The sequence below is a fragment of the Nocardia amikacinitolerans genome, from assembly GCF_900215415.1.
Taxonomy (GTDB): domain Bacteria; phylum Actinomycetota; class Actinomycetes; order Mycobacteriales; family Mycobacteriaceae; genus Nocardia; species Nocardia amikacinitolerans.
Genome location: NZ_OBEG01000004.1, coordinates 291,753 through 308,402 on the forward strand (window position 1 = coordinate 291,753; position 16,650 = coordinate 308,402).

Annotated in this window: 13 protein-coding genes; 8 read left to right on the plus strand and 5 right to left on the minus strand. The window is 70.4% G+C overall.

Annotated features, from left to right (window positions below; all coding sequences use genetic code 11):
• Window positions 1-430: 430 nt before the first annotated feature.
• Window positions 431-1,078, minus strand: coding sequence for a chorismate mutase (locus tag CRP45_RS19720; protein ID WP_097246314.1), 648 nt, complete (start codon window positions 1,076-1,078; stop codon window positions 431-433).
• A gap of 246 nt (window positions 1,079-1,324) precedes the next feature.
• Between CRP45_RS19720 and CRP45_RS19725 the strand changes: the two genes are divergently transcribed.
• Together CRP45_RS19725 and CRP45_RS19730 are read left to right on the plus strand one after the other, a co-directional pair.
• The gene (locus CRP45_RS19725; RefSeq protein ID WP_097246315.1) at window positions 1,325-3,115 is read left to right on the plus strand and encodes a DUF4407 domain-containing protein; all 1,791 of its coding nucleotides are present in this window, start codon (window positions 1,325-1,327) and stop codon (window positions 3,113-3,115) included.
• A 185-nt stretch (window positions 3,116-3,300) separates the two neighbouring features.
• Window positions 3,301-4,854, plus strand: coding sequence for an adenylate/guanylate cyclase domain-containing protein (locus tag CRP45_RS19730; protein WP_067786444.1), 1,554 nt, complete (start codon window positions 3,301-3,303; stop codon window positions 4,852-4,854).
• 23 nt (window positions 4,855-4,877) lie between these two features.
• Here the strand turns inward: CRP45_RS19730 and CRP45_RS19735 are convergent, their stop codons facing one another.
• Entirely contained in the window at window positions 4,878-6,413 is a 1,536-nt protein-coding gene (locus tag CRP45_RS19735) for an MFS transporter (protein WP_097246316.1), read from the minus strand.
• Window positions 6,414-6,503: 90 nt separating this feature from the next.
• Here CRP45_RS19735 and CRP45_RS19740 point away from each other — a divergent pair, with 90 nt between their 5' ends.
• The 5 genes from CRP45_RS19740 to CRP45_RS19760 all read left to right on the plus strand — a co-directional run bounded on the left by CRP45_RS19740 (window position 6,504) and on the right by CRP45_RS19760 (window position 11,418).
• Window positions 6,504-7,049 (plus strand): TetR/AcrR family transcriptional regulator, encoded by a 546-nt coding sequence (locus CRP45_RS19740; RefSeq protein WP_067786441.1) that lies wholly within the window; start codon window positions 6,504-6,506, stop codon window positions 7,047-7,049.
• Window positions 7,050-7,194: 145 nt separating this feature from the next.
• On the plus strand, window positions 7,195-8,133 hold the full coding sequence (locus tag CRP45_RS19745; protein ID WP_218841173.1) for a hypothetical protein: 939 nt from the start codon (window positions 7,195-7,197) through the stop codon (window positions 8,131-8,133).
• Window positions 8,130-9,152, plus strand: a complete 1,023-nt coding sequence (locus CRP45_RS19750; protein WP_097246317.1) for a DUF4129 domain-containing protein — start codon at window positions 8,130-8,132, stop codon at window positions 9,150-9,152. Before CRP45_RS19745 ends, CRP45_RS19750 begins: the two co-directional genes overlap by 4 nt.
• Complete coding sequence (locus tag CRP45_RS19755) at window positions 9,149-10,129, plus strand: AAA family ATPase (protein ID WP_097246318.1); 981 nt, start codon at window positions 9,149-9,151, stop codon at window positions 10,127-10,129. Before CRP45_RS19750 ends, CRP45_RS19755 begins: the two co-directional genes overlap by 4 nt.
• A 2-nt stretch (window positions 10,130-10,131) precedes the next feature.
• Entirely contained in the window at window positions 10,132-11,418 is a 1,287-nt protein-coding gene (locus CRP45_RS19760; RefSeq protein WP_097246319.1) for a DUF58 domain-containing protein, read from the plus strand.
• 402 nt (window positions 11,419-11,820) lie between these two features.
• On the opposite strand, the gene CRP45_RS19765 is transcribed toward CRP45_RS19760, so the two are convergent.
• The gene (locus tag CRP45_RS19765) at window positions 11,821-12,597 is read right to left on the minus strand and encodes an RDD family protein (protein ID WP_067786402.1); all 777 of its coding nucleotides are present in this window, start codon (window positions 12,595-12,597) and stop codon (window positions 11,821-11,823) included.
• Between the two features lie 44 nt (window positions 12,598-12,641).
• Between CRP45_RS19765 and CRP45_RS19770 the strand changes: the two genes are divergently transcribed.
• Window positions 12,642-13,661, plus strand: coding sequence for a stage II sporulation protein M (locus CRP45_RS19770; RefSeq protein ID WP_067786400.1), 1,020 nt, complete (start codon window positions 12,642-12,644; stop codon window positions 13,659-13,661).
• 330 nt (window positions 13,662-13,991) lie between these two features.
• Here the strand turns inward: CRP45_RS19770 and CRP45_RS33435 are convergent, their stop codons facing one another.
• Together CRP45_RS33435 and CRP45_RS19775 are read right to left on the minus strand one after the other, a co-directional pair.
• The gene (locus CRP45_RS33435; RefSeq protein WP_143861487.1) at window positions 13,992-14,420 is read right to left on the minus strand and encodes a hypothetical protein; all 429 of its coding nucleotides are present in this window, start codon (window positions 14,418-14,420) and stop codon (window positions 13,992-13,994) included.
• Window positions 14,417-16,597, minus strand: a complete 2,181-nt coding sequence (locus tag CRP45_RS19775; RefSeq protein WP_245910251.1) for an MMPL family transporter — start codon at window positions 16,595-16,597, stop codon at window positions 14,417-14,419. The genes CRP45_RS33435 and CRP45_RS19775 overlap by 4 nt, the downstream gene beginning before the upstream one ends.
• Between the last annotated feature and the right edge of the window lie 53 nt (window positions 16,598-16,650).

The following is a 16,650-nucleotide window of genomic DNA, read 5'->3' on the forward strand; positions in this document are numbered from 1 at the left end:
CACTAATAACCTGGTCTAGCTGGGATTCTTCATTACGGTCCTCCACGTGTGCGCGTCGTCCAGTGTAAAGCAGCGGATGGACCTGGATCGATCCCCCGGCACTCGGTGCCGGGCGGCGGCGACGAGCCACCGACAGAGCGTCCGACAAGGCTCTTCAGCCCCGAGAACAGGCGCTCACCTGCATCGAAGATGATTTCCCCCGCCCGGAGGACGGCAAACCCGTTGTGCCGCGGCTAACTCGTCAGCGGCCTGGATGAGATATTTCCGACAGGGGTGTGACAAGCCTCGGACGGTATCCGACCGTCCGGGTTCTTTTGTCCCCTGTGGCTTTCAGCACATTTTCAGCAAACAAGATCAGTAATTTTCGACACAGCGCACCGGCGCTATCCACACAGCGCACCAGCCGCCTATCGGCACAGCGCACCAGCGCCTATCGACACAGCGCCGACGCGGCGCGAATCAGGGCCAGCCGGTGCAGCGGATCGGCGGTCGCGAAGTGCGCGAAAACGCCGTGCGCCAACCGTTCCATGCAGTCCGGCGCGGCGAGCTCGACGCGGTGCTCGGCCAGCTGATCGATGATCGCCGTGTTCAGCCGATCGATGGTCGGGCGGACGTCGGTCAGGTCCGGCGGCGTGGCGGGGGCGGCGGCGGGATCGAACCGCCAGCGCGCGATCAGGCCGTACTGCACCGTCTTGCTCGCCTCGATCTGGCCGAGAAACACCTTCCTGACCCAGTTTTCGGGCAGGCCGTGCGCGGCGCCGAGGCGGGCCATGGCGTCGTAGACCTCCGCCTCGCGCTCTGGGTCATCGACCTTCGGCGCCGATCTATCGCGCGCTGCATCGGCCAAAACGGGCACTGCCGGACGAAGTCCGTCGACAACCCGCGCATGGCCGGAGCGAAGGCGGAGGTACGCCCATTTGGCGGCCGCGACCGCGTCGGCGGTGTCGAGCCGCTGCGCGACCAGCGCGACGAGCGGATCGAGCGGATCGGACACCGGCTCGCCGGGGACCGCCCTCGCGCTACCCGCGGCCCACACGAGCAGTGCCGCGGACAGCAGTGCCACCGCAAGTGCGCGCATGCTCCCACCCGTTCGTCCGACAACGCATCACCCTGCCAGGTTAAGGCGAAGCCACGGCCCTCGCGCCGACTCACGCCGGCCCCTCTGAGCCGAAAACGGCACGCCGGAAACCACTTTTCTGTGAGCCTCGACACATCCACCCTGCCGTACTCGGTGTGTCGTGCCGACGCCTGTCACGCTGGGACAACGAATCTGTGACAGTTTCGCCAAGCTGCCAAACGACTGGGACGAGGATGTGAGATCCCCATGACCGTCACCGGCTTGTTCACCTGGCTCGGCGGAGGTCAGAGCGGTGAACTCACCGAACGCCACGAACACGCAGGCTATGCCGTCACCGGAGCGGCCGTCGCACTGTTCGCCCTGGTAGCGGGTGTCGTGACGACGCTGGCGCTGGCCGCGACCGACGGCTGGCCGCTGCTCGCCATCGTGCCGCTCGCGCTGATCGTCGCACTGATCGCGGGCACCGTCGGCCGTGCCCTCGCCACCGCACGGCCGGGGCGGATGCCCGACCGGCTCGGGCTGGCCGGACGGATCGCGGTGGCCGTGGTCACCGGCGTGCTGCTCGCCGAACTCGCGAGCACGGCGCTGTTCGACGGCTCGGTGGACCGGGTGCTCGACGAAAAGTCGCACGCCGCCGTCGAATCCGCCCCCGCGGTGGCCGCCGCGCGCGCCGAACTGGACCGTGCGCGCGCCGACCGGACCGCGCTCGACCAGACCATCGCCGCCGCGCAGGCCGATATCGACCGCATGCTGGTGATCGCCCGGTGCGAGTTCAACCCGACCCCGGAGTGCCCGCAGACCAGGATCACCGGCGTGCCGGGCCGCGGCCCCGAATCGCAGACCGCCAACGAGATGCTCCAGGACGCCCGCGACCGGCACGCCGCAGCGCTCGACCGCGCCGGGCAGCTGGATCAGCGCCTTGCCGAGGCCGAAAGCGCAACGGCCGCAGCCCGATCCGTCGCCTTCGCGGACGGCGATCGCGGTCTCGGCGCGCGTTGGGTGGCGATGAACGACCACACCGCGACATCGGGCGGCGCGCTGCTGCGCCTCGCCACACTGCTCGCCTTCGTGCTGCTCGCCCTGCTTCCGCTGCTGCTGCGCTGGTGGCGCGGCGAGACCTCGTTCGACCGGCACGCCGCCGCGCGCGCCGTGGTCGATCGCGCCGAACGCGAGGCCGAGGCGGCCATCGCGATCAAGCGCGCCGAGGTTCGCGCCGAAGCGGAGAATCTGCGCGCCGAACAGCAGCTCACCGCCGCAAGGCTCGCCGTGGAGGCCGACACCGCCATCGACAGGGAGCGTCAGCGCACCAGGATCATCGCGGCCATCGGCGGGCTGGAGATCGGCATCACCGGCCTTGACGAGCCGACGCCACACGCACTGCCAGCCGCACCGGCTGCCGACCGAAAGGACAGCTCCGTGTCTCAGGACGGGATCGTGACACCGAACCTGCCCGCGACCGTCGGCGCGGGCGCGTTGGCGCCCGCCGCGAACGCCGGCGCACTCGCCCCGGCTCCAAGCCCGGCGGAACCCAAGGGTGGCGGCGGCCTGGAGCTGCCGATCATCGGCACGGTGCCGTTCACCGACACCGCGGCGCGCTGGATCCGCCCGCTGGTGCCCTCTTTCGTCGCCAACGCGATCGACACCGCGACCCACCCGCTGCGCACGGCGCGGCAGGCCTTCGAAGAGGTGGAGGAGATCACCTTCACGCTGCGCCGCACCAGGAAGGTGACGGTGGACTCGCAGGACTCGCACGGTCCGGCCCAGCAGGCGGTCGCGCCGCCGGTCGGTTACCAGCTGCCGCCCGGGTCGCCCGAGGCGTGGCACGCGCATCGCATCGCGTCGACCGTTGTCGACGCCCACTACCCCCCGCCGCACTATCCGTCGCCGCACGACCCGCGGTACTCCGCGCTGCCGTCCGGCTACGGGCAGCAGGGATACGGCCTGCCGCCGGTCGAACACCGCGACGAGCTGGCCGCCCGCGAGCAGCGGGAACTGCCGGGGCAGCGGGGTCAGCGGGAACTTCCGCCCGGTCGCTGACCGACCGAACGTGGGTGCGGTGATCCGACCGTCCGCCGATCGAACGAAGGATGCGTGCGGTGACCCGCCCGCCCGCGCGAGGCGGTGTCGTGCGGAGGTCCGATCGTGGCCGCGCAGCCGTTGGGAGACATCCAGCCGAGTGACATCTCACCGTGGGTTCGCGCGCGGCGATCTACTCTGCACGCATGTCGGTGGGTGATGTGACGGCCGGTACGCCCGCGCCGTGGGGTTCGCGGCTACTCGGCTCGGCCCAGGAGTCCTCTGGTGTGCGGCGCATCCGCATCCAGTTGCTGCTCACGATTCCGCTGCTGCTCGCCAACTTCACCGGCATGGTGGTCTCGATCGCCCTCGGCGGGTTCGTGCTGCCCGGCCCCTCGGTGTTCACCCGCGACCTGCTGCTGCTCGACGTGATCGCCGCGCCCGTGTACGCCGGGCTGGCGACGATGTTCGGCGTGTGGTGGGGCACAACACGCGGACTTCGCGCGCTGCGCTGGGCGACCGATCCCGAGCACGTCCCCACCGAGGCCGAGCAGTCCGCCGCGGCGGCGGTGCCGCGCAAGCTGGTGGTGCACCAGGCCATGCTGTGGCTCGGCGGCCTGATTCTGCTGACGACGCTGTACGGGCTTGCCGAGCCGGAGCTGATCGCGAAGATCGCGTTCGCCGTCGGTTTCAGCGCGATCGTGGTGTGCGCGAACAGCTATCTGATCATCGAGTTCGCGCTGCGGCCGGTGACCACCCGGGTGCTGGAGGCCGCGCCCGCCCATCGCCGCCGTGGCATCGGCGTCTTCGGGCGTTCGCTGTTGGCCTGGATCCTCGGTTCCGGCGTGCCGGTCGGCGGGCTGATGGTGATCGCGGTGCTCGCGCTGGCCCGCTCGGATGTGAGCGTCGAGCGGCTCGCCGTGTGCGTGCTCGCGCTGGGCGGGGCGACGCTGCTGTTCGGACTGCTGCTGATGACCCAGACGCTGGCGGCCACCGTCGCACCTATCCAGGGCGTGCGGCAGGCGATGCGTCAGGTGGAAAAGGGCGATCTGGACGTCTCGCTCGCGGTGTACGACGGCACCGAATTGGGCGAGCTGCAAAGCGGTTTCAACCACATGGTGCAGGGGCTGCGGGAGCGCGAACAGATCCGCGATTTGTTCGGCAGGCACGTCGGCCAAGACGTCGCGGACGCCGCGTTGGCGGCCGAGCCGGAGCTCGGCGGGGTGGAGACCGATGCGGCGGCGCTGTTCATCGACATCATCGGCTCGACGACGATGACCGCGACGCGCCCGCCCACCGAGACCGTCGCGCTGCTGAACCGCTTCTTCGGCATCGTGGTGGACGAGGTCGAGCGCTGCGGCGGGCTGCTCAACAAGTTCGAGGGCGACGCGGCGCTCGCGGTCTTCGGAACGCCGAGCCCGCTGCCCGACGCGGCGGGCGCCGCCCTGGCCTGCGCCCGCGCCATCCGCGCGCGCCTCGGCGAGATCCCCGAACTGACCGCCGGTCTCGGCGTGGCGGCCGGACGCGTGGTCGCAGGCAACGTCGGCGCCCACCAGCGCTACGAGTTCACCGTCATCGGCGACGCCGTCAACGAGGCCGCGCGGCTTTGCGAACTCGCCAAACAGGATTCGGCGCTGCTGCTCGCCTCCGGCGCGACGGTCGACGCCGCCGAGGCGACCGAGGCCGACCACTGGAAACTCGGCGAGTCGATCACCCTGCGCGGCCGAGTCACCCCGACCACCCTCGCCCGCCCCCACTGAGCCGACGCTCGCCGCAGCGGTCACTACTGCGACGCGCGCAACCGGAACGCCACGACGGCGGCGACCAGCAGCACCGCGGCGGTGCCGACCGCGGCCAGGTGGATGCCGGAGACGAAGGCCTCGTGCACCGAGAGCAGGAACGTCTCGGCCGCGGCATCGGGCAGCTGGCGGGCGAATTCGGTGGCGGCGCCGAGGGATTCGCTCGCCGCGGCCGCGGATTCGCCGGGCGCCTGCGACAGGTCGAGGCCGTTGCGGAAGATCGCCATGACCACGCTGCCGAGCAGCGCGACACCGAGGGCGATACCGGTCTCGTAGGCGGTCTCGGAGACCGCCGCGGCCGCACCGGCCCGCTCCACCGGCGCGGAGCTGACCACCAGGTCGGACGAAACCGTCAGCGCGACACCGACACCCGCGCCGATGCCAAGGAACCCGAGAACGAACGGAAGCGTGCTCGTCGCGACGTCGGGGCTGAGCCAGAGGAACAGCACCGCGCCGAACGCCGCCGTCACCAGCGCGCCGGCCAGCACCGCGCCCGGCCGCCAGCGCCGCACCAGCCAGGCCGCCGCCAGCGAGGCGACAACGCTGGCCGCCAGACCCGGCAGCAACAGCAGCCCGGCCTGCAACGGCGACTTGCCGAGCACCAGCTGTAGATACTGCGAACCGAAGAACAGCACACCGGCCAGCGCGAACACCGCGAGCAGGTTGGTCACCACCGCGGTGCGAAACCTGGGCAGCGCGAACAGCTTCAGATCCAGCATCGGGTGCGCCAGCTCGCGCTGCCTGCGCACGAACAGCGCGCCCGCGAGCACACCGACCGCACCGACGAGGACAAGCCTCGTGCTCGGACCGTGCGCAGCGACTTCCTTCACCGCGTACACGATCGGCACCAGGGCCAGCATGGACAGCGCCGCGCTCGGCAGGTCGAAACGGCCGGGGTTCGGGTCGCGCGATTCCGGGACGAGCACCGGGCCGAGAGCCAGCAGCACCAGCATGACCGGCAGGTTCACCAGGAACACCGAACCCCACCAGAAGTGCTCGAGCAGCCAGCCGCCGATCAGCGGACCCGCCGCGGCGCCGCCGCCCGCCATCGCGCTCCACACCGCGATCGCGACGGTGCGCTGGCGCGGATCGAGGAACATCGCCCGGATCAGGCCGAGGGTGGCGGGCATCAGTGTCGCGCCCGCGACGCCCTGCAGCACGCGGGCCGCGATGAGCATGGCGGGCGAGACCGCCCACGCGGCGACCACGGACGCGAGGCCGAAGCCCGCCGCGCCGATGAGCAGCAGCCTGCGCCGCCCCACGCGGTCGCCGAGGTTGCCCATCACGACGAGCAGACCGGCGAGCACGAAGGAGTACACGTCGATGATCCACAGCAGCTGCGGCGTGGTCGGCGCGAGATCGGCGCTGATGGCGGGGACCGCGAGGTCGAGGACCGTGGCGTCGACCGCGAGCAGCAGCAGGGCGAGCGCGAGCACGGCGAGGCCCGCCCACTCGCGCGCGGTGGCGCGCGGCGGGGCGGTTCTTGTTTCCGATGCGGCGGTCTTGGTTTGGGCGTTCATGTACTTTCTCGACTTTCGTCGCTGAAGGATGTTTACCGTCCAGACGGTATAGTACAGGACCTTACCGTCCGGCCGGTATAGTCGAGACCCGTGACGGCAAACACCCGCGACCGGATCCTGGACGCACTCGAGACGGTGCTGTTGGAAAAAGGCATGTCCCAGGTGACGCTGGAGAACGTGGCCGCCGCGGCCGGCGTCTCCAAGGGCGGGCTGCTCTATCACTTCAAGAGCAAGGACGCGCTGCTCGCCGGTTTGGTCCGCCGCCTCGGTGATCGCGCCACCCAGCAGCTCGCCGACGCGCGCGCGAAAGGCAGCTCGGTCGCCGAGTGGTTCCTGCAAACGCCGAACCCGGACAACGCCGCCGACGCGGTGGAACTCGAGCTCTACCGTTCGATGCTCGCCGCCATGCGCACCATCGACGCCAGCCCCGGACCCGAGGCAGGTGAGGTGCAACGGGCGCTCACCGAGATGATGAACTCCTGGTCGGACGGGTTGGACACCGAGATCGCCGACCCGGTGCACGCGGACATCGTCCGCCTGGTCGGCGACGGGGTTTATCTGCGCGCCCTGCTCGGGTTTCCGCCGATCGACCCGGAGCGATACCGCCGCGTGCTGGAACGCCTGCTGCCACGCTGACGCGAACCGGATCGGCGCCGCCTCCTCCAGCCCTGACGCCCGGCCGCGGTGTTCGATCGCGCGACCGGCCGGGCCTTACGTGGTTACGCTGCGCTGCCTCCTCCAGCCCTGACGCCCGGCCGCGGTGCGCATTAGACTCGGCCGCGTGTTACCAGCCGCTGACCCGGCCGGTGCCGTCGGGGCGGGGAGCGATCCGGTACCAGGGTCCCCTGGAACGACGGTGCCGATCCGGCCGCTGACCTTCCGCGAACTGCTCGACCTGCCGTTCGCCCTGATCCAGGCCAACATCGCCACGCTGGCCGGTACGGCGGCGGGCGGACTCGTCGCGGCCGAGGTCGTCGTCGTGGTGATCACCGGAAGCGTCTCCAACGCGACCGACGGGTCCGACGCGGGCACCGCGTGGGCGGCGATCCTGTCGACCGTCGTCTGCGCCTGGTTCCTTCGGCTGCTGTTGCGCGGCGTGACCGTGCCCATCGGCTTGGCGAGCATCGCGGGCGAGCGGATCGGGTTGCGGTCCGCGCTGGTCCGGCTGCGCGGCGTCGCGCCCGCGCTGCTGATCGCCCAGGTGCTGTTCTCGGTGATCGGCGTGGCGGTGTTGGTCGGCGGCGGCATTCTGATCATCACCCTTCCTTTCGCGGTGGTCTGGCTCGGCTACCTGCGCGCCAAGCGGTTCCTCGTCGCGCCGGTGCTGTTCGCCGAGCACGGCTCGCACGGCGACGCGGTGCGCCGCACGAATCTGCTTGTGGCGGGGACGGAATGGCCGCTGACGGGGCTGTGGTTGTGCCAGCGCTGCCTGTTCACGCTGCTCGCCGTTCCGCTGCTGGCGATCCCCTGGTTCGTCTCGGATTTCTCCGGCACCCACCGCTGGCCGGTGATCGTGCTGCTCACCTCCGCGGCCCTGCTGCTCGTCGCGTTCGGCGAGATCGTGGAGGCGAGTACCCGCGTGGTGTCCTACATCGATCTGCGGTGCCGCCGTGAAGGACTCGACATCCGGATACCGTCCGGAGCCGCGTACGGGCATGCGGTCGCCGCGTCATCCGGGCGCGCGGTCGCCGAGCCATTCGGGCGCGAGGACGCGCGGTGACGCACCCCGAGACTCCGCCGCCCCCGCGTCTCGGCCCCGCCGCCGACCATCGCGCCGCCGCCGAGGAAGCCGCCAGGCGCCGCGACTACGACCGCGCGCTGCGCGAACGGTTTCGCGCCGTCCTGCGCGGCATGGAACAGCACGGAGTGCTGGAAGTCCGGCGCTCCAGGACGGCCGACGAGACCGTCGACGACGTCTCGGCCGTGCTGCCGCTGGAGGTGACCACCGAACTCCAGCCCGCCGCACGCAGTTTCGACGAGGTCGTCTACGGCGGCCGCGCGGCCACCGAGGACGAGTACCGCAGGCTCGAATACGCCGACCGCTTCTCGGCCGCCGCACCACCGCCCGCCGCCGAGCCCATCGAACGGGAGGTCGCGGAGGCCGCGCCGCGCACCCGCAGGAAGCTGCCGCCGCTGCCGGATCTGCTGCGGAATCCGAAGTTCTGGGCGACGCTCGCCGCGGTGGCCGTGCTCGCACTGCTGCTCTACGGCGCCATGCAATCCTGCGGCGCGCCCACGGCGCCGAAACCGCCGCCCGACCTCCCGCCGCCGGACCCGCCGCCCTCCGACAACGACATCGACCGGCCCGACATCGTCGGCCAGGACTCGATCTTCTCCCGATTGCCCGCGCCGCTGGCCTTCGGCGGGTTGCAGTTCCTGATCGCCCTCGCGCTGCTGATGTGGTGGCGGGCCCGGCGGCGCGGCGCGCTGGTCGGCGAACCGCGCCCGGTGGAGGTCGCGGCCAACGAACTGCTGGCGGGTCAGGCCGCGCTGTATCGCAAGTCCCATGATCACGAATACATCGCCGCCAAACTGCGCGCGGCGACCCTGCGCAGGCTGCGGCCGCTGCTCGGGGTCGGTGCCGACGCGCCGCCCGAAACGCTCGTCGCCGCCATCGCGGCCCGCAGCGGCGTGGATTCGCATCTGGTCGGAAGCGCGTTCTTCGGGCCGGTGCCCGACGCGGGCGCGCTGCATATCGTCGCCGCACAACTGGAATGGATCGAAACGGAGGTCGGATGACCACGGACATCACGAAGGCCGTCACCGCCGAGCAGGCCGGTGCGGCGTTCGGCGCGCTGCGTGCCGAGATCGGCAAGGCGGTCGTCGGCAACGACAACGCGGTGATGTACCTCGTGCTCGCGCTGCTGTGCCGCGGCCACGTGCTGCTCGAAGGCGTGCCTGGCGTGGCGAAGACGCTGCTCGTGCGCGCGCTGGCGACCGCACTCGATCTGGACTACGCGCGGGTGCAGTTCACCCCCGACCTGATGCCCGGCGACGTCACGGGATCGCAGATCTACGACCCGCATTCGGCCGAGTTCACCTTCCGGCACGGCCCGGTGTTCACCAATCTGCTGCTCGCCGACGAGATCAACCGGACGCCGCCGAAAACGCAGTCGGCGCTGCTGGAATCGATGGAGGAGCGCCAGGTCTCGGTCGACGGCAAACCGCAGCCGCTGCCCGATCCGTTCGTCGTCGTCGCCACCCAGAACCCGATCGAGCAGGAGGGCACCTACCCGCTGCCGGAGGCGCAGCTGGACCGGTTCCTCTTCAAGGTCGACATCCAATTGCCCAGCCGCGACGACGAATTCCGTGTCCTGCAACGGCACGCCGCCGGTTTCGACCCGCGTGATCTCGCGGCGGCCGGGTTGCGACCGGTGGCCGGGCCCGCGCACATCACCGCCGCGCGGGCCGCCATCGCCGAGGTGACGATCAGCCCAGAGGTGCTGGCTTACACCGTCGACCTGTGCCGGGCGACCCGCACCGCGCCCGCCGTGCAGCACGGCGCCTCGACGCGCGGCGCGACCGCGCTGATGGCGGCCTCGCGGGCCTTCGCGTGGCTGAACGGGCGCGGTTTCGTCACGCCCGACGACGTGAAATTCGTCGCGGTGGCGGTGTTGCGCCACCGGCTGCACCTGCGGCCGGAGGCCGAGCTGGACGGGGTCACCACCGAAGGCGTCATGTCCGCGCTGCTCGGCTCGGTCCCGGTTCCGGTCTAGCCGTGGTCGTCACCGGTCGTCTGGTCGCCGCCGCAGCGGCGCTCGGGCTGTTCGTCGCGGTCGTGCTGCCGTCCTGGTACGGGGTCGCGCTGGCGTGCTCCGTGCTCGCGGTCGCGGTATTCGTCGACCTGGCCGCGGCGGGCGCGGCGCGCGACCTGACTTTGACCAGGCCGGAATTGACCACCGTGCGCCAAGGCCGCACCGCCGAGGTGGAGCTGACCGTCGTGAACACCGGTGCGCGGACCGTGCGCGGTCTGCTCTGGGACGACTGGCCGCGCAGCGCGCGCACCGAAAACCGCAGGCACACCCTGGAACTCGCGCCCAACACCAAGGTGCGGCTGCGCACCTCGCTGCGTCCGGTGTATCGCGGCGACCGGGTCGCCGGTCCGGTGACGCTGCGGCTGCTCGGACCGCTAGGCATGGCGGGCAGGCAGACCAGGCGCACCGTGCCCGCCCGGGTGCGCGCGCTCCCCGCGTTCCGCAGCGAGCGGCTGATGCGCTCGAAAGTGAAGCGGCTGCAACACCTCGAGGGACGCAATGTCGCCAACACCCGCGGCCAAGGCAGCGAATTCGATTCGTTCCGCGAGTACGTCGCGGGCGACGACGTGCGTTCCATCGACTGGCGTGCCACCGCCCGCGCCACCGACGTGCTGGTGCGCACCTGGCGCCCGGAGCGCAACCGGCACGTGCTGATGCTGCTGGACACCGGTCGAGTCAGCGCGGGGCGGGTCGGCGACGGTACCCGTCTGGACGCCGCGATCGAGGCCGCGCTGCTGCTCGGCGGATTGGCCTCGGCGGCCGGAGACGGCGTCGACCTGCTCGCCTACGACCGGACCGTGCGCACCGAGGTGCGCGGCGTGCGCGGCAACCGCTTGCAGCTCCAGCTCATGCACGCGCTGGCCGGCGTGACGCCGGCACTGGTCGACACCGACAGCGCGGGCCTGGTCCGCGCCACCATCGAACGCGCCCGCCGCCGCAGCCTGGTGGTCTGGTTCACCAGCCTGGACGGCGCCGCCGTAGAGGAGAACCTGCTCCCGGTCCTGCCCGTGCTCGCGCACCGCCACCGCGTCCTCATCGTCTCGGTGATCGACCCCGACATAGCCGCGGCCGCCACCAGCCGCGACGACGTCTACGCCGCGGCTGCCGCGGAAACCGTCCTAGCCGAACGCGCCCTCGTCCAGGAATCCTTGCGCCGCAAGGGCATCGCGGTGGTCTCCGCACCCCCGGACCGCCTCCCCGAGGCCCTGGCCGACGAATACCTCGAACTCAAACAGTCCGGCTCCCTCTGAGTTCGGAGTCCGCAACCCGCGAACACGCCTCGCAGGGGCGGCCTGAAGGAGTCGAATCAGCCTGCGAGGAGGGTGGTGCGGAGCCTGACGATCCGCCAGCGCGAGCGACTGTGTGAAAGCGACTGCGCGACACGAACGAAGCCCGGCACAAGCGGCGCGTGAGAGCGACTGCGCGACACGAACGAAGCCCAGCGCAAGCGGCGCGTGAGAGCGACTACGCGACACGAACGAGCCCCGGCGCAAGCGGCTGCGCGAAAGCGACTGCCCGACAACGAACGAGACCCAGCGCAAGCGGCGCGTGAGAGCGACTACGCGACACGAACGAAGCCCAGCGCAAGCGGCGCGCGAGAGCGACTGCCTGACAACGAACGAAGCCCGGCGTAAAGCGGCGCGTGCGAGCGACTACGCCACGCGGACCAGGCCCGGCGCGGGTGGGGTGAGGGCGCGGCGTTGGCGTTCCGCGACGATGGCGCCGAGTATCTGCACGGGCGGGTAGCCCTGGGGAGGAGGCACGCGCAGCTGTGCGCACAGTGCGGTGACGAGCGCGTGGCCGAGACTCGCCTGGGCGGCGGGGGTCAGGGTGCGCAATCGCGTCAGGTACTGGCGGATGGCGAGGGCCAGATCCTCCGGGATGCCGGAGAGGTCGAGGCGGGCGGCCCAACCCGCCAGCCAAGGGGGCGCGAAAGCCAGGGCGGGGGCGGGCAGGCCGCGCTGGGCGTGCACGACGACGGTGCCCGCGAGCACGTCACCGACGCGGCGGGCGTTCGGCGAACACATCGAGGTGATCACCGCGATCGCGCCGAAACCGCCGAGCATCCAGAAATCGACGATGGCGCCCGCCAGTCCGCGCGTCATGGCGTGCCGGAAGTCGATGGGTCCGCCGTCGGTGCGCACGACCCGCAGCCCGAGCGCCAGCTTGCCGAGCGACCGGCCGCGGCTGAGCGTCTCCCACGCCACCGGATAGCCGACGAGCACCACGACGACCGTCGCCAGCATGATCGCGTCCACCCACGCCGAGTCGGCGTCCGCGCGCACGACCAGGACGCCCGCCAGCGCCATCAGCAGCACGCCGAGCGTCAGTTGCGCCACCAGGTCGATGAGGAACGCGGTGGCGCGCGTCGGTATCCGCGCGATCGGAAGCTCGAGGGCGACCGCTTCGCCGGTGGTGAACTCAGCCATCTCGATAGCATTCTTGCGACCGGCGGTAGTGGGAGGCAACCGATATGGACGTAGACGCATACAGTTACGCGCACCGACGGTCCTGGGACCGGCTCGACCAGCTGTCGCGCAGGCGCAAGCTGACCGGCGCCGAGTCCGACGAACTTGTGGCGCTGTACCGGCGGACTTCCCAGCAGCTGGCCCGGTTGCAGTCGCACAGCCCCGACCCGGAACTCATCGCGGGCCTCAGCGCCCTGCTGGCCAGGGCGCGCGGACGGGTGCTCGGCACCAAAGCGGACACGTGGGGTGAGATCGCCCATTTCTTCACCCACCGCTTCCCGGCCGCCGTCTACCGCGCGTGGCCGTGGTGGGCGTCGGTGGCCGCGCTCTTCGTTGCCGTCACGGCCGGGCTGGCGATCTGGATCGAGGGGTCGGGCCGCGCCCGCGAGCTGCTCGGCATCAGCGGAGACAATTCCGCGATCACCGCGCCGGGCGGGGCCTTCGAGACGTACTACACCGAACACCCGAACGACGCGTTCGCCGCGCAGGTGTGGACCAACAACGCGTGGGTGGCGGCGATCGCGCTGTTCACCGGCGTGCTGATCCTGCCTGCGGTGTATCTGCTCTTCATGAACGCGCTGAACGTCGGCATCACCGCCGGTCTGATGGCCGAGGCCGATCGGCTCGATTCGTTCTTCGGTTTCATCCTCCCGCACGGAACCTTGGAGCTGACCGCGGTTTTCGTCGCGGGCGGTGCGGGACTGAAGCTGGGCTGGACGCTCGTCGACCCCGGTCGGCTGAGCCGGATCGAGGCGGTCGCCCGGCAGGGCAGGGCAACGGCGACGATCGCGCTGGGTCTGGTCGGCGTGCTGTTCGTTTCGGGGCTGCTGGAGGGTTTCGTGACGCCGAGCCCGCTTCCCGCACCCGTGCGGATCGGGATCGGCTTCGCGGCGGAGGCGCTGTTCTTCGCGTACGTGTTCGGCGCGGGGCGTCGCGCGGCACTCGCACAGGATGCGACGGCGAGTTCGGCGATCGAGGAGATCACTCCGGCGGAACGCTGGCAGACAACCCCGGGCACACGCTGACTGGAAACGCTTCGGACAATCGGCAGCAACGCCGTGTCACGGATCGGTTGCGATATCCCCCATTTGAGTTCCGCTGGCCGCAGCGAGTCGTGCTCGAGCTGCGGCCAGCGTTGCCGTCAACTCTACACAATCGTTATGCCCGCGCAACCCTCCACGCCAGTGTCGAGCGTATAAAGCAGCGCGCCAGCAAACCCCTCTGACCACACGGTTTTTCAGACTCGCAGCAAACTCGTGGCTGCCGCTCGGACGGTCGGATTTCGACCCATCCACGATCCTCCGAAGCGGAGTTGAAAACCACTGCGGAAACCTGTCCACGAACCGAACAATTGGCTACGTAATGGTTAGCCGAAGCGGCTCGCGCACATCGGTATGTAGCCCGCCCGGCGCATCTACCAGGTAGTTTGTCAACTGGTTTTCGGGTTGCCATACGTTCTTGAAGCTAAAAGCGACCCCAAGTCTGTTTATGGCCGAATAAACAAGATTCCCACCCCGCCGGGGCGGCATACGGTGTACACGCATCAAGCCGATCCGGATGATTGCCAGACGCGCAATTGGCCGCCAGCGGCCGAACATCGAGCGATACCCCAGCACCGAAACCGCAACCGAAACCGCCCGTGTGATCTTCGCCTCACCATCTCGCTCAGCGGGGCGAAAGCCCAGGACCGGGCCGGTTTCCGGTAATGAAACGACAACGTCCGGCCGAGCTCGAAAACTCGGCCGGACGCATTCGGCAGCGCGGAATAAAGTGGCCTGGATCACGCTTCCGCGAGGCCGAGCCGCGCGTGCACCAACCGCAGCGGGCGCGGCGCGAACCAGGCCGCCGGACCGAGCAGTCGCATCGCCACCGGAACCAGCACACCGCGCACCAGGGTGGCGTCGATGAGGATGGCCAAACCGGCGCCGAGCCCGAAGAACTGGATGAACCGAACGTCGCTGGTGACGAACGCGAGGAAGCTGATCGAGATCAGCGCCGCCGCCGTGGTCACCAGCCGGCCCGTGCGCGCGAGTCCCTCGACGACGGCGTCCCGGGTGGACGCGCCCTTGTCGTGCATCTCCTTGATCCGGCTGACCACGAAAACCTCGTAGTCCATGGACAACCCGAAGGTGATGCAGAACAACAGCAACAGCATCGACACGTCGAGCGGCGCGGGCGTGAAGCCGAGCAGACCCGACAGGTGCCCGTCCTGGAAGACGAAGACCATCAACCCGAGCGTGGCCGCGAGGCTCAGCACGTTCGACAGCAGCGCCCGCAGCGGCTGCACGATGCTGCCGGTGAACAGGAAGAGCAACACGAAGGTGGTGAGCACGATCCACGCCACCGCCACCGGCAATCGCGACCCGATCGAGGCCAGGCTGTCGCGCAGCTCGGCCACCTGACCGCCGACCAGCGCCGTCGCGGGCGCTGGCACGTCGCGCACCCGGTCGACGAGTTCGCGCGCGTCGGCCGAATCGCGGTCGAGCTCGGTGAGCACGGTGAGTCGCTGCGCGTCCGGCTTGGCGAACCTGGCGTCCGCGGGCGAACTCGCGGTGCGCTCGCCGCGCACGAAAGTGCCCGCGCTGGAATCGACCTGGGTGACGTGGGTCACTCGGGAGAGCGCCGCCGCGTACTCGGCGAGCGGGCCCACCTCGACGCCGGAGGTGGTGACCACGGAAAGGGCGTTGCTGTCGCCGCCGCCGAAATCCTCGCGCAGCGCGTCGCCGACCTGGCGAACCTCGGTGCTCGTCGGCAGCACCCGATCGTCGGGGGTACCGAACTGCACGTTCAGCAGCGGAGCCGCCGCGAGCAGCAACGCCGCCACCACCGGAACGCCGGTCAGCAGCGGTCGCCGCATCGCGAAGCCCGCGACTCCCGCCCAGAACGGTGCCGCGTCACCGCGAATGCCGCGCACGCCGGGCACTTTCCACGCGTCGGCCTTGGCGCCGAGCGCGACGAGCAGGGCGGGCAGCGTGAGCACGGCGGCCGCCGCCGAGATGGCGACCACGCCGATGCCCGCGTAGGCGAACGAGCGCAGGAAGTACTGCGGGAAGATCACCAGCGAGGAGAGCGCCGCCGCGACGGTCGCCGCGCTGAACACGATGGTGCGCCCGGCCGTGGCGACCGCGCCGACCACCGCGTCGTCCGGCGACGCGCCTGCCGCGCGCCGTTCCCGGAAGCGGCTGACCATGAGCAATCCGTAGTCGACGGCGAGGCCGAGGCCGAGCGCGGTCGTCAGGTTCACCGCGTAGACCGACACGTCGGTCACCGAGCCGAGGATCGAGAGCTCGGTGAAGGTGCCGAGGATCGCGACGCCGCCGACCACCATCGTGAGCAGCGCGGCGACCACATTGCCGAAGGCGAGAACCAGCAGCGCGAGGATGAGCGGCACCGCGATGCCTTCGGCGATGCCGAGATCCTTGCCGATCTGCTCGGTGATGGCATGGAAGATCGCGTTGTTGCCGCCGACCTGGACGTCGGCGATCGGCCCGTCCGAGCGGTATTCGGCGACGACATGCTCGGCGATCTCAGTCGCCCTGGTCGGGTCCTGGTCGGCGCCGCCAGCCAGGACGACCGCGGCCGTTCCGTCCGCGGACCGCATCGCAGGCGAGCCGGTGTCCCAGTACGAGACGACGTTGGTGAGCCGGTCGTCGGCGGCCAGCCTGCGCGCGAGTTCCCTGCCGAAGCCCGCGGTCGCCTCGGCGTCGACGCCGCCCTGCTCGGCGCGGATCAGGAAGACGTAGTCGGTGTCGGCGCCGAACTTGTCGGCGAGTTGCGCTGTGGCGGTGCTGGATTCCGCGTTCGGGTCCTCCTGACCGCCGGGTTGCATCTTGCTGAACGCGGTGACGCCGAGCGCGCCGCCCGCGATCAGGGCGAGAACGCTCGCCACGAGTATCCAGCGGGCGTTTCGGGCCACGAAGCGGCCGAGTCGTTCGAACATGTCGAGCCTCCAGTCGAGCATGTTGGCATACGTAAACTTTATGGGCGTTAACTTGCCATCGATGTGTGCGAGTG

Coding starts and splice junctions, on each gene's coding strand:
- CRP45_RS19755 (WP_097246318.1), top strand. CDS start 9,149: ATGACCACGGACATCACGAAGGCCGTCACCGCCGAGCAGGCCGGTGCG.
- CRP45_RS19765 (WP_067786402.1), bottom strand. CDS start 12,597: ATGGCTGAGTTCACCACCGGCGAAGCGGTCGCCCTCGAGCTTCCGATC.
- CRP45_RS19775 (WP_245910251.1), bottom strand. CDS start 16,597: ATGCTCGACTGGAGGCTCGACATGTTCGAACGACTCGGCCGCTTCGTG.
- CRP45_RS19720 (WP_097246314.1), bottom strand. CDS start 1,078: ATGCGCGCACTTGCGGTGGCACTGCTGTCCGCGGCACTGCTCGTGTGG.
- CRP45_RS19725 (WP_097246315.1), top strand. CDS start 1,325: ATGACCGTCACCGGCTTGTTCACCTGGCTCGGCGGAGGTCAGAGCGGT.
- CRP45_RS19770 (WP_067786400.1), top strand. CDS start 12,642: ATGGACGTAGACGCATACAGTTACGCGCACCGACGGTCCTGGGACCGG.
- CRP45_RS19730 (WP_067786444.1), top strand. CDS start 3,301: ATGTCGGTGGGTGATGTGACGGCCGGTACGCCCGCGCCGTGGGGTTCG.
- CRP45_RS19735 (WP_097246316.1), bottom strand. CDS start 6,413: ATGAACGCCCAAACCAAGACCGCCGCATCGGAAACAAGAACCGCCCCG.